At 72.0% G+C, this 11990-nt stretch carries 11 protein-coding genes; 4 read left to right on the plus strand and 7 right to left on the minus strand.

Annotated features, from left to right (window positions below; translation table 11 throughout):
* The first annotated feature begins 241 nt into the window (after positions 1-241).
* Positions 242-2359, plus strand: coding sequence for a TonB-dependent receptor (locus MNOD_RS05700; protein ID WP_015927883.1), 2118 nt, complete (start codon positions 242-244; stop codon positions 2357-2359).
* A 323-nt stretch (positions 2360-2682) separates the two neighbouring features.
* On the opposite strand, the gene MNOD_RS05705 is transcribed toward MNOD_RS05700, so the two are convergent.
* The 3 genes from MNOD_RS05705 to MNOD_RS47920 form a co-directional block, all read right to left on the minus strand.
* Positions 2683-3297 carry a TetR family transcriptional regulator gene (locus MNOD_RS05705; protein WP_015927884.1) on the minus strand — a complete coding sequence of 205 codons (615 nt, stop codon included), beginning with the start codon at positions 3295-3297 and terminating at the stop codon, positions 2683-2685.
* Positions 3298-3526: 229 nt separating this feature from the next.
* On the minus strand, positions 3527-3766 hold the full coding sequence (locus MNOD_RS05710; protein ID WP_015927885.1) for a hypothetical protein: 240 nt from the start codon (positions 3764-3766) through the stop codon (positions 3527-3529).
* 2 nt (positions 3767-3768) lie between these two features.
* The gene (locus tag MNOD_RS47920; RefSeq protein ID WP_015927886.1) at positions 3769-3930 is read right to left on the minus strand and encodes a hypothetical protein; all 162 of its coding nucleotides are present in this window, start codon (positions 3928-3930) and stop codon (positions 3769-3771) included.
* Positions 3931-4255: 325 nt separating this feature from the next.
* Between MNOD_RS47920 and MNOD_RS05715 the strand changes: the two genes are divergently transcribed.
* Positions 4256-5758: a phosphomannomutase/phosphoglucomutase gene (locus MNOD_RS05715; RefSeq protein ID WP_015927887.1), complete on the plus strand. Its 1503-nt coding sequence runs from the start codon at positions 4256-4258 to the stop codon at positions 5756-5758.
* A gap of 114 nt (positions 5759-5872) precedes the next feature.
* Positions 5873-7309, plus strand: coding sequence for a mannose-1-phosphate guanylyltransferase/mannose-6-phosphate isomerase (locus MNOD_RS05720; protein WP_015927602.1), 1437 nt, complete (start codon positions 5873-5875; stop codon positions 7307-7309).
* 131 nt (positions 7310-7440) lie between these two features.
* Here the strand turns inward: MNOD_RS05720 and MNOD_RS05725 are convergent, their stop codons facing one another.
* Positions 7441-8664: a DUF305 domain-containing protein gene (locus tag MNOD_RS05725; RefSeq protein WP_015927888.1), complete on the minus strand. Its 1224-nt coding sequence runs from the start codon at positions 8662-8664 to the stop codon at positions 7441-7443.
* 15 nt (positions 8665-8679) lie between these two features.
* Positions 8680-8877 carry a hypothetical protein gene (locus tag MNOD_RS05730; RefSeq protein WP_043748151.1) on the minus strand — a complete coding sequence of 66 codons (198 nt, stop codon included), beginning with the start codon at positions 8875-8877 and terminating at the stop codon, positions 8680-8682.
* A gap of 274 nt (positions 8878-9151) precedes the next feature.
* On the opposite strand from MNOD_RS05730, the gene MNOD_RS05735 reads away from it, so the two are divergent.
* Complete coding sequence (locus MNOD_RS05735; RefSeq protein WP_015927889.1) at positions 9152-9523, plus strand: hypothetical protein; 372 nt, start codon at positions 9152-9154, stop codon at positions 9521-9523.
* Positions 9524-9526: 3 nt separating this feature from the next.
* Here MNOD_RS05735 and MNOD_RS05740 read toward each other — a convergent pair whose 3' ends face one another.
* Together MNOD_RS05740 and MNOD_RS05745 are read right to left on the minus strand one after the other, a co-directional pair.
* Complete coding sequence (locus tag MNOD_RS05740) at positions 9527-10741, minus strand: cytochrome P450 (RefSeq protein ID WP_015927890.1); 1215 nt, start codon at positions 10739-10741, stop codon at positions 9527-9529.
* Between the two features lie 5 nt (positions 10742-10746).
* On the minus strand, positions 10747-11952 hold the full coding sequence (locus MNOD_RS05745; RefSeq protein ID WP_015927891.1) for an ABC transporter substrate-binding protein: 1206 nt from the start codon (positions 11950-11952) through the stop codon (positions 10747-10749).
* Positions 11953-11990 lie beyond the last annotated feature (38 nt).

Genomic DNA, 11990 nt, shown 5'->3' on the forward strand with positions numbered 1-11990 from the left:
CGGGCAACTCAGAGATACAAGGCGGAGAATCCGGAAAGGGGCGGAGAAGCTCTGCTCCGGGCCGACCCTGGCGGATTCGGATCCATGGCATCACGGCGCGGAGGCGGACGGCCCGAGCCTCGCCGCGTGTTGTAATAACGTAACGCAGCCCAGCCATCGCGCTCATCGGGCGGATCCGCCCTTGCGCTGCTCCGCTGCACCGCTCCAATGAAATACTATAACATTTCGCAAGGAGCAGGACGTGGCGAAGGCGGCGGGGCGAGCGCGGCTGGTGGCTCTGGGGGTTCTCACGGCGGGGGCGGCGCAGGCCGAGGACATCCGGCTCGACGAGATCACCGTGTCCTCGCCGAGCCCGATCGTGGGCCGCGCGGCGGCGCCCGCCGGCGGCGGCCTCGGGCCGGGCGTCCTGCCCGTCGTCACCGACACCTTCTCGCCCGTCACGGTGATCGGCCGCAGCGACATCGTCCGCGAGCAGCCGCGCACGCTCGGCGACGCCCTGTTCGACCGGCCGGGCCTCTCGGCCACCACCTACGCGCCGGGGGCGAACCGGCCGATCATCCGCGGCCTCGACACCTCCCGGGTCCGCATCCAGGAGAACGGAATCGGCGTGCAGGACGTGTCGGACCTCGGCGAGGACCACGCCGTGCCGATCAACCCGCTCGTCAGCGACCGCATCGAGGTGATCCGCGGCCCCGCCACCCTGCGCTACGGCAGCCAGGCGATCGGCGGCGTCGTCAGCGCCGAGAACCGCCGCATCCCTCGCTTCGTGCCGGCCGGCGGCCTCTCAGGGCAAGTGCTCGGCGGCTATTCCTCCGTCGACAACGGCCGCAACGGCGCGGCGAGCGTCGAGGCGGGCGGCGAGAACGTGGTGATCCATGCCGACGGCTTCCGCACCGCCCAGGACAGCTACCGCACGCCGCTCGGCATCCAGCGCAACTCCGCAGCCGAATCGCAGGGCGGCGCGGTCGGCCTGTCCTACGTCTTCGACCGCGGCTTCGTCGGCTTGGCCTTCAGCCACTACGACGCGCTCTACCAGATCCCGGGCGGCGAGGCCGCCGAGAGACGCACCCGCCTCGACCCGACCCAGGACAAGCTCCAGGCGCAGGGGGAGTACCGCCCCCTCGACGGCCCGCTGGAGGCGATCCGGTTCTGGCTCGGCGGCTCGATCTACAAGCACAACGAGATCGGGATCGGCGAGGACGGCCAGGACGGCATCCGCTCGACCTTCAAGAACCGGGAGGTGGAGGCGCGGCTCGAACTCCAGCACGTGCCCGTGCTGCTGCCCTTCGGCACCCTCACGGGCGCCCTCGGGATCCAGGCCGACCGGCGCACCCTCGGCACCGGGGGCGAGGCCAATACCCTGCTGGCGCCGACCGATTCACGCAGCAACGCCCTCTACCTCTTCGAGGAGCTGGCGGTGGGCAACGGCCTGCGCTTCCAGGCGGCGGGGCGGATCGAGGGCGCACGCGCGACCGGCACCGCGACGCAATTCCCGGGCGATTTTTTGCCCGTCGAGGGCGAGGAGCCGGTCTCGTTCGGCCGCCGCCGCCGCTTCGCGCCCAAGAGCGCGAGCTTCGGCATCCTGCAGGATCTGCCCTACGACCTCGTGGCGAGCGTGACCGGCTCCTATGTCGAGCGGGCGCCCTCGGCCTTTGAACTCTATTCCCGCGGTCCGCACGATGCGACCGAGACCTTCGAGATCGGAGACCCCAACCTCAAGAAGGAGCGCGCGCGCACGATCGAGGTCAGCCTGCGCCGGAACGTCGGACCGTTCCGCTTCGAGGCCACCGGCTATCACACCCGCTACACCGGCTTCATCTACAAGCGCCTGACCGGCGCGCGGTGCGACGACGATTTCGCGAGCTGCGGCAGCGGGGACGAACTCGCTCAGGTCGTCTACACCCAGCAGAACGCCGCCTTCCACGGGGCCGAGATCGCCGCGCAGCTCGACCTGATCCCGATCGGCAACGGGTTCATCGGGCTCGACGCGCAGTACGACTACGTGCGGGCGACCTTCGACGACGGCACCTTCGTGCCCCGCATCCCGCCTCATCGGGTCGGCGGCGGCCTCTTCCTGCGGGCGGACGGCTGGTTCGCGCGCATCAACCTCCTGCATGCCTTCGCCCATACGGAGACGGCGCCGTTCGAAACGGTCACGCCCGGCTACGACAACCTGCGGGCGGAGGTGAGCTACACCAAGCCCCTCGATCCGGCGGTCTACGGGGCGAGCGAGATCACCTTCGGCCTGTCAGGCAGCAACCTTCTGGACGCGGTGATCCGCAACTCGGCCTCGTTCAAGAAGGACGAGGTGGCGCTGCCCGGGCGCAGCGTGCGGCTGTTCATGACCGCGCGCTTCTAGAGCGCTCCTTAGCCGAAGCGGACACCGGTTCGGCGCGAGGGGGCGCGTGATACGGCTTCGGGTTGATCCGTTCGGAGACAAGAGGGCACGGGATCCCCTCTCCCGAGTGGGAGAGGGGTAGGGGTGAGGGTGGCATGGGTTCGAATGAAGCACTGAGCGTCGCGCTGGCAGCGGCACGGCTCAGTCTTCTTGCTGAACCACCTGGGCCCTCACCCCTGCCCCTCTCCCGCACGGGAGAGGGGTTCCCGTGCCCTCTTGTCTCCGAACGGATCAACCCGAAGCCGTATAAGAGGCCGAGACACCAGCTCGGAGGATCCGCCCGCTCAAGTCGCCCGCATGGACTGCATCTGGGTGACGAAGAGCCGTGCCACCGCCTCCTCCGTCAGTCCGGTCGCCCGCACCAGCTCCGGGCCGAGCAGGGTCGCCCCGAGGGCGCCCGAGAGCAGCATGAAGGTGATGGGCCCGGTGCCCCGCACATGCGGGTCGGTGCCCGGCGGCTCCGCCGCCCGCAGCAGCGTCACCGCGTGCTCCACTGCGATGAAAAACGGCTCCAGGGTGGCGACCTCCCCGGAGGCCGCGAGCCACGCGACGAGCCGCCCGTAGCCGCCGCGACTCAGCGCCTCGAAGATCTGCGCCACCACCGCCTCGGGGCCGATCTGGCCGGCGCGCAGGCGCTGAACGCTGGTCTCCGCCTCGCGCGCCATGGCCTCGGCCATGTCGGCGACCAGGGCCGCGTGCAGGGCGGCGCTGGTCCCGAAGTGATGGGTGACGTTGCCGTGCGTCATGCCCACCGCCGCAGCGACGCCCTGGAGGGTGAGGGCCTGCGGGCCCTTCTCCAGGAGCAGCGCGCGTGCCGCTTCGAGGACGAGGCGGCGCGCCTCCTCGGGCGGCCGTCGGCGGCGCTTCGGACGGGTATCGGCGGTGTGGGTGATGGCCATGCCTGTCAGGAGAACGCACGAACGAGGAGAAGCGTCCCGAGCAACAAGGCACAGGGCGGAGTCCGAGACAATCGTTGCGGGCGCGGGATCATCCGGTTTGGTTGCCGCTCTACGACCGGCCGGGCCCGGACCACGCCGGATCCCGGTCGACGGGACGGCGCTCCCGCCCTGGCGGCCCGCCGGGCCGGGGACGGCCGCACGCCCTCGGCCGGCAAGGCTCTGAGACGGCTCAGCGGGGAACTTTCGGCTCGGTCGGCTCCGGCTTGCCGGTCCGGTCCACGGTCGGGCGTCCTGGCGCCCGCTCGGGCCCCGGCCCCTCGTGCGATCGCTCGCTCTGGCCGACGGGGCTCTGGCCCGGCGGCAGGGCCTGGCGGTCGTCGCCGGAGGGCGCCGGCCGGGCCTCCTCGGCCCGCGCGAGGGGAGCGCCGGCGAACAGGGCCGCCACGACGAGGAGCGGCAGGATCCGCATGGCTATCCCTCGGCCTTGTCGCCCTGGCCCTGCTTGGCACCGCCGCGCGGATCGGTCGAATCCTCGCCCTCCCGCGCGGTCCGGCCCTGCGGCGTCAGCCGCGGCCGGTCGATGGAGAGATCCTCCGCTGCGGGCTTCTCGGTCGTCGTCGAGGTCTTGGCCATCGGGATCCTCCGGGAGAGTATCGCTGCGGCCCAACGCCCGGCGGGGCGGCCGGTTCGCGGAGGAGGCCCCGGCCGGCGCGCCGGCCTCGGGCCGCGGCGGCCTTAAGGGGGACGGGCTGCGCCCTTATGGGCTAGAGGCGGGCTGCGCCCTCCCGGCCCGGAGGCCCTTGAGGAGAGCTGCGGCGGCCCCGGACCTCGCACCGCGACCGAAGCGCGCTACTATGCGGTGCACCGGCCCCGTCCGAACGGGGCCGGTGCCAGGAAGCTGCCCCACCGGCGGGGCGATGCGCCGCGATCCGGCGTCGAGATGGAGGTGAGGCCGCTCATGTTTCCCAAGCCGCACGGAACGCTGGCGCCCAACAGCTTTGCGTTCGAATCGCTGCCGCTCGTCGCACCGACCGGCTTTCGCGAATACGACGCGCGCTGGCTGTTTCCGAAAGACCTCAACCTCATGGGCGTGCAGGCGCTCGGCCTCGGGCTCGGCACCCTGGTCCACGAGCTCGGCGTGCGTCCCGACATCGTCACCGGCCACGACTTCCGCTCCTACTCCGCTTCCATCAAGCTCGCCCTCGTCGCCGGCATGATGGCCGCGGGGCTTCGGGTGAAGGATATCGGGCTCGCCCTTTCGCCGATGGCCTATTTCGGCCAGTTCGCCCTCGACTGCCCCTGCGTCGCCATGGTAACGGCCTCCCACAACGACAACGGCTGGACCGGCGTGAAGATGGGCGCCGAGCGCCCCATGACCTTCGGCCCCGCCGAGATGGGCCGGCTCAAGGAGATCGTGCTCTCGGGCGCCTTCCGGACTCGCGCGGGCGGCGCCTATGAATTCGTCCCGGACTTCGCCGCCCGCTACCAGGCCGATCTCCTCGCGCGCGCCAAGCCCGTCAGCCGCAGGCTCAAGGTCGTGGCCGCCTGCGGCAACGGCACGGCCGGCGCCTTCGCCCCCGCCGTGCTGGAGGCGCTCGGCTGCGAGGTCGTGCCCCTCGACACCGAGGCCGATCCCAGCTTCCCGCGCTACAATCCCAACCCCGAGGACATGGCGATGCTGCACGCCATCGCCGAGACCGTGCGGACAACCGAGGCCGATGTCGGGCTCGGCTTCGACGGCGACGGCGACCGCTGCGGGGTGGTGGACAACGAGGGCCACGAGATCTTCGCCGACAAGGTCGGGGTGCTGCTCGCCCGCGACCTCTCGCGCCTGCATCCGGGCGCGACCTTCGTGGTGGACGTGAAGTCGACCGGCCTGTTCGCTTCGGATCCCGAGCTGACGGAGCGCGGCGTCAAGGCGGATTACTGGAAGACCGGCCACTCCTACATCAAGCGGCGGGTGAACGAGCTCGGCGCGCTGGCCGGGTTCGAGAAGTCGGGCCATTTCTTCTTCAACGCGCCGATCGGGCGCGGCTACGACGACGGGCTGATGACCGCGATCGCGGTGATCGAGATGCTCGACCGCAACCCGGGCCGCACGCTCGCCGACCTCTATCGGGCGCTGCCCAAGACCTGGGGCTCGCCCACCATGTCGCCGCACTGCGCCGACGAGGTGAAGTACGGGGTGGTGGAGACGGTGACCGCACGGGTGCGTGCGATGCAGGAGCGGGGCGAGCCGATCGGCGGGGGACGGATCGTGGATCTGGTGACGGTCAACGGCGTGCGCATCGCGACGGAAGACGGGACCTGGGGCCTGGTGCGGGCCTCCTCGAACAAGCCGGAACTCGTGGTGGTGGTCGAGAGCCCGGTCTCGGAGGCGCGGCTCCGGGCGATGTTCGCCGGGCTCGACGCCGTGCTGCGCGAGAATCCCGAGGTCGGCGCCTACAATCAGACCATCTGAGCCAGGGCGGGCCCGCGCCGAGCGGGCCACGCAGGGACGCGCTCCCGATCCGGCTGGACCGCTCCTTTCTCGGGGAAGCCGGCCGATCCACCAACCCGAGACGATGGAGACACCATGGGCGATCTCATCCATCCCGTGATCCTGTGCGGTGGATCGGGCACCCGGCTGTGGCCCGCCTCGCGCGAGTGTCACCCCAAGCAGTTCATCCCGCTCGCGGAGACGGACCGGTCGTCCTTCCAGGCCACCGCCCTGCGCTTGGCGGATGCGGGCGTCTTCGCGCGCCCGACCGTCATCACGGCGCAGGACGCGCGCTTCATCGTGGGCGAGCAGCTCGCGGCGGTGGGCGTCAGGGCGGACATCCTGCTCGAGCCGCAGCGCCGCGACTCGGCCGCCGCCGTCGCGGTGGCGGCGCTCTACGCCGCGCGGTCCGACCGCGAGGCTCTGGTGCTGATCCTGGCGGCCGACCACGTGGTGGGCGACACGGAGGCCTTCGTGGCGGCGGCCCGCACCGCCGCGGTCGCGGCCCGCGACGGCCACATCATGACGCTCGGCATCACGCCGACCGGCCCCGCCACCGCCTACGGCTACATCCAGCCCGGGGATCCGCTGCCGGGCCGGGCCGGGGCGGAGGGGGCCTACGCCGTCGCGCGCTTCCTGGAGAAGCCGGACGCCGCCCGCGCGGCCGGCCTGATCGCCGAGGGCGCGCTGTGGAACAGCGGCTACTTCCTGTTCCGGGCCGACGTGATGCTCGACGAGCTGCGCGCCCACGCCCCGGCCGTGCTGGAGGCCGCGGAGCACGCCCTCGACCAAGCCAGCCGCGATCTCGACTTCGTGCGCCTCGATCCGGCCGCCTTCGCGCGCGCGCCGCAGATCTCGATCGACTACGCGGTGATGGAGCAGACCCGCCGCTCGGGCGTGCTGCCGGTGCGCTTCCCGTGGTCGGACATCGGCACCTGGGGGGCGCTGTGGGAGGTGTCGGCCCGGGACGCGGCCGGGAACGCCCTGCGCGGCCGGGTGGCGGTGCGGGAGACCCGCAACAGCCTCGTGCACAGCGCCGGCGACGTCCTGACGGCGGTGGTCGGGCTCGAGGACGTGGTGGTGGTGACGACGCCGGATGCCGTGCTGGTGACGACGCGGGACGGGGGCGGGGCGGTGAAGGCGCTGGTGGAAGACCTGCGCGCCCGCGGCGAGCCGGAAGCGGACGCGCACCGGCTGATGTACCGGCCCTGGGGCTCCTACCAGCGCATCGACCTCGGCCAGCGCTTCCAGGTGAAGCGGATCACCGTCAAGCCGGGCGGGCGGCTGTCGCTGCAGAAGCACTATCACCGGGCGGAGCACTGGGTGGTGGTGCGCGGCACGGCGGAGGTGACGGTGGACGAGCGGGTGACGCTGGTGCACGAGAACGAGGCGATCTACCTGCCGATCGGCTGCGTGCACCGCCTGGTCAATCCCGGCAAGATCCCGCTGGAGCTGATCGAGGTCCAGGTCGGCAGCTACACCGGCGAGGACGATATCGTCCGCATCGAGGACGTCTACGGCCGCGGCGGGTAGGGGCCGCGGCCGGGAGGGCACCGGGAGAGCCGGGCGGTGGACCTGGCCGATCCCGGATGACGTGCGTGGAGCCCTCAGCATGAGGGCGGTGGGGGCTGCCATCGGGGGCGCTCATGCCGCCGCCTCAGGGTTCATCCGTCAGGTCGGCTCGGCCGGTGGCGATCTCGATCGGCCGGCGCCTGACCGAGCGGGAGCAGGAAATTCGCCACCGCGGCCCGGCTCGCCGCCAGGCCCGCGGCCCCGTGCATCAGGTCGATCTCGCCGCGCTGCCCGTGGCGGATGGCCTGGGCCATGAGGCGCAGGCGCGGGTCGCCCGCCCGGCGCATCGCCTCGTCGGCCATCGCGATGGCGCCGCGGTGATGGGTCGTCATCAGGCGCACGAACGCACCGTCGAACGCATCCGGCGCCGCACGCGCCAAGCCGTCGAGCTCCGACGGGTCCAGCATTCCGGGCATCGCGGCCCGCTCGGCGGGCGAGCAGATTTCGGGCGGCGTTCGGAACCAGCTGCGCCACCACTGATCGAAGACGGCGATCTCGCCGGCCTGCGCCGCCGCCATCAGCCGGGCCAGCGCGCGCAGCCGCGAATCCTGCGCCCGCTCGGCGCCGAGCCGCGCGAGCGCCACGCCCTGCGCGTGGTGGCCGCTCATGCGGCGGATGAAGCCCTGGTCGTAGGCGAGGTCGGCTCCCGCCCAGGGCAGTTCGCGGCCCTGCCAGCCGAGGAACGCGAGACAGCCGAGGCCGAGGAGGCCGGCGGCGCCGAGACCGGCCCCGAGAGCGGCGGCCCGCGCATGCGGGGAGGGGCGGTCGGCGAGCCGATCCCGCAGCCAGGGGAAGAGCGGATAGGCCAGGGCGGAGGTCAGGTGGACCAGGAAGCCGATCCAGTAGGGCTGCTCCAGCGTGAAGACCGGCTGCCAGAAGGGGAATACCGGCACCAGGAACAGCCACTCCGCCGAGGAGGTCAGGAGCGCCCAGGGCGCTGCGAGGAACAGGATGACCCCCGGGCGAAGATCCGCCGTCCAGCGCCCGAGCAGGCCGAAGAACACCACGGCCCAGGAGAAATCGGCCCATTGGTGGAACAGGATGCCGGCAAGGATGACCGGCCAGCCCGGCTCCACCTGGAGGGCCCCGTCCCGGAGCGGGATCGCCGCGACCACCGTCCAGTCGACCATGGCGTCGCGGCCGATCCGGGCCGCGGCGAACTGGCTCGCCAGCGTCGAAACGCTGCTGCTGATCAGCCCGAGCAGCGCCGCCGCCCGCCAGTCGAGGCCGGCGGGCGAGACCCGGCGCGCATGAACCTGCCGGAGGCCGGGCGGCGCGCCCGCCCCGTGCCCCATCTCATGCGCGCGCAGGTTCATGCTCCCCGCATTCCGTCACACCTTGCTGTTGGTGACCGGCGGCTCGGCCATCTGCTCCCTCTGGGCCCCCGAATCGGGACGGGCCGGTCCGAGCACCGGCTCGTCGCCGAGGGGCTCGAACGCCTTGACGTGGAACTGCCCGCGTCCGTCGATGGACGGGCCCTCGCTATAGCGCCCGGGCGTCACTGGGGTTCCGTTCCGCTCGGTGCCCATGACCTTGCCGCTGGGCTCCTGCACCTCCACAAAGAAACGCCCCGCCGGCCGGGCCGAGGGGCGTGAAGGGGCTTGCAGGAGGGTCCGATGAAGGGTCAGCCTTCGCGGGCTCAACACGGGCGGCGGCCGGGTTCCTGGCACCGGAGATCCGCCGCAACCCGATGGCGCGATGCGGCCGGAACGACCCGGCCGGCCCCGCGGTTGACCGAGCGCACCCGGGCGAGCCGGCGCCGGTCCGTCCGGCGGTGCGACCTCATGCGGCGCGAGGCGGAGCATGGCCGAACCCCGTACGGACCTTCCCCCGACCCACACGATCAAGCCGATCGACCCGCCGCCCGCCCCCGGTGCCGATTCCACCTCGGCCCAGCTCAAGGCCGACATCGACAGCGGCCGCACGGGCGACAAGACGGAGGTGTTCGATCCCGGCCTCGCGCCGCTCGGCACCGACGATGAGGCCGCCGGCCACCCACCCTCGCCCGAGCAGGTGGCCCAGGCGCGCAGGAGCGAGGGCGACGCGCGCTGGACGGCGACCGGGGCCGAGAAGGCCTCCTATGCCCATCACCGGCAGAACAAGGCCCTGCCGTACTTCCTCGCCTTCATCGTGCTGGTGGCCCTGATCTTCGCCTCGGTGCTGTGGTTCAAGTAGTTCTCAGGCGAGCCGCGCGGGCATCCGCAGGAAGCCGCGGAAGCGCACCCGTTGCGAGCGCAGCGGGGGACCGTCGAGGGCGTAGGCGGGAAAGCGGGCGAGGAAGCGCCCGATGGCGATCCGCCCCTCCAGGCGCGCCACGTTCATGCCGACGCATTGGTGGATGCCGCTCGCGAAGGCGAGGTGGCGGTTCGGGTCGCGGGCGATGTCGAATCGGTCGGGGTCCGGGAACTGCTCGGGATCGCGGTTCGCCGCCCCGATGCAGAGCGTGATCCGGGTGCCCGCCGGAAAGGCGCGGCCGCCCATCGTGAAGGGCTTGGCGGCGATGCGGTTGCCGAGCTGGTTCGAGCTCTCGAAGCGCAGCATTTCCTCGACCGCCTTGCGGATCAGGTCCGGCTCGGCGCGGAGCCGCTCGCGCGCCTGCGGCCAGAGCGTCAGCAGGTGCAGGCCGTTGCCGATCAGGTTGGTGGTGGTCTCGTGGCCGGCATTGAGGATGAAGATGCAGTTCTGCAAAAGCTCCTCGGGCGCGAGCCGCTCGCCCCCCGGCTCGCCCCGGATCAGCCGGGTCAGGATATCCTTGTCCGGATCGCCCGGACGGCGCCGCCGCTCGGCGACGAGACCGTCGAGATAGGCCAGGAACTCGGTCACGGCCCGGTTGCCGGCCGCCTCCGCCTCGGGATCGAGGACCGGCTCCAGGGCGCCCAGGATCGCGAGCGACCACGCCCGCAGCGGCCCCCGCTCGGCCCGCGGCACGCCGAGCAGGTTGCCGATCACCTCGACCGGGATCGCGGCGGCGAAATCCTCGATCAGGTCGATGCGCCCCCGCGCCGCGGCCGCGTCGAGAAGGCCGTCCACCAGCGCGACGATGCCGGCCTCCATCGAGGCGATGGCCCGCGGGGTGAGGGCGCCCGCGATGATGCGCCGGACCCGCGTGTGGCGCGGCGGATCGTTGAAGACGAGGCTCGTCGTGTGGTGGTCGTAGAGGGGCGAGGGGCCGTACTTGGCCCCGAACTCCACCGTCTTGTCGGAGCTGAAGGTCGCGGCGTCCTTGTAGACCCGCTCCAGGTCCGCGTAGCGGGAGAGCAGCAGGTGGCCCTCCGCGAAGACATGGACCGGGGCGTGCTGCCGCAAGGCGGCATAGACCGGGTAGGGATCGTCGCAGAACCCGTCCGGCAGGCGCCGCAGGTCGAAGCTGCGGGCGAGCGCCGCATCCGTCATCGGGCTCACCCGTTCCGCTCGGCGCAGGCCGGGTTCATCGGCAGGAAGGCCTCGCCCTGCGGGATGGTGCGCACCGCCTCGTAGAGGTCCCAGGGCCCCTTGCTGGCGCTCGGGTCCTTCACCCGGTAGAGCACGGGGTCGTAGAGGAGCCGGCCATCCGCCCGCAGCGAGGCGGGTCGGTCGAAGAAGGCGACCGGCATCGCCCGCATGGCCCGGTTGACCGCCACCGCCTCGTCGGTCCCGGCGCGATCGATCGCCTTCAGGTAATGCGTCACGGCGGCGTAGATCAGCGCCTGGTTCTTGGTCGGCATCGCGCCGGTCTTCTCCTGGAAGCGCTTCGCGAAGGCCCGAGCGGATTCGCTCTGGTCCCAGTAGAAGGCGGACGAGAAGGTCAGGCCGCGGGCGACAGGCAGGCCGAGGCCCTTGATATCGGTGATGTAGACGAGGAAGCCGGTGAGCGTCTGCGCCCCCTGGGTCAGGCCGAACTCATTGGCCTGCTTGATTGCCTTGGTGAAGTCGTCGCCGACGCTGGCAAAGGCGACCACGTCCGCCCCCGAGCTCTGCGCCTGGAGCAGGAAGGACGAGTAGTCGGCGGTGTTGATCGGGTGGCGCGAGGTGCCGACGACCCGGCCGCCGAGGGCCTCGACCACCTCCGTCGCCGCCTTCTGGAGCGCGTGGCCGAAGGCGTGGTCGACGGTGATGAAGTACCAGGACCTGCCGCCGCGCTCGAACACCGCCCGGGCGGTGCCGGCGGTGAGCGCATGGGTGTCGTCGGTCCAGTGGGAGCTGACGGCCGAGCAGGTCTTGGCGGTGAGGTCCGAGGTCGCCGCCGCCGTGATCATCACGGTGCGGTTCTTCTCCTTGGACACGGCCTGAACGGCGAGCGCGATCGCGGTCACCGGCAGGTCCACGATGGCGTCGACCTTCTCGACGTCGTACCAGCGCCGGGCGATGCTGGAGGCCACGTCGGGCTTGTTCTGATGGTCGGCCGAGACGATCTCGACCGGCTTGCCCCGCGCGCGGCCGCCGAAATCCCCGGCCGCCATCTCGGCCGCCACCACCGAGCCGCGCCCGCCGCTATCCGCGTAGGGGCCCGAGAGGTCGGTCAGGACCCCGATCCGCACCACGTCGTCGGAGGTCTGGGCCCGGGCGGGCCCTCCGGCGAGAAGCGCGAGGACGGCCCCGCAGAGGCCGGCGGCGTATCGATTCATCGGGCATGTCCTCCCGGGGCCCGCCCCCGCTCGTCCCC

This window comes from Methylobacterium nodulans ORS 2060, assembly GCF_000022085.1.
Lineage (GTDB): Bacteria > Pseudomonadota > Alphaproteobacteria > Rhizobiales > Beijerinckiaceae > Methylobacterium > Methylobacterium nodulans.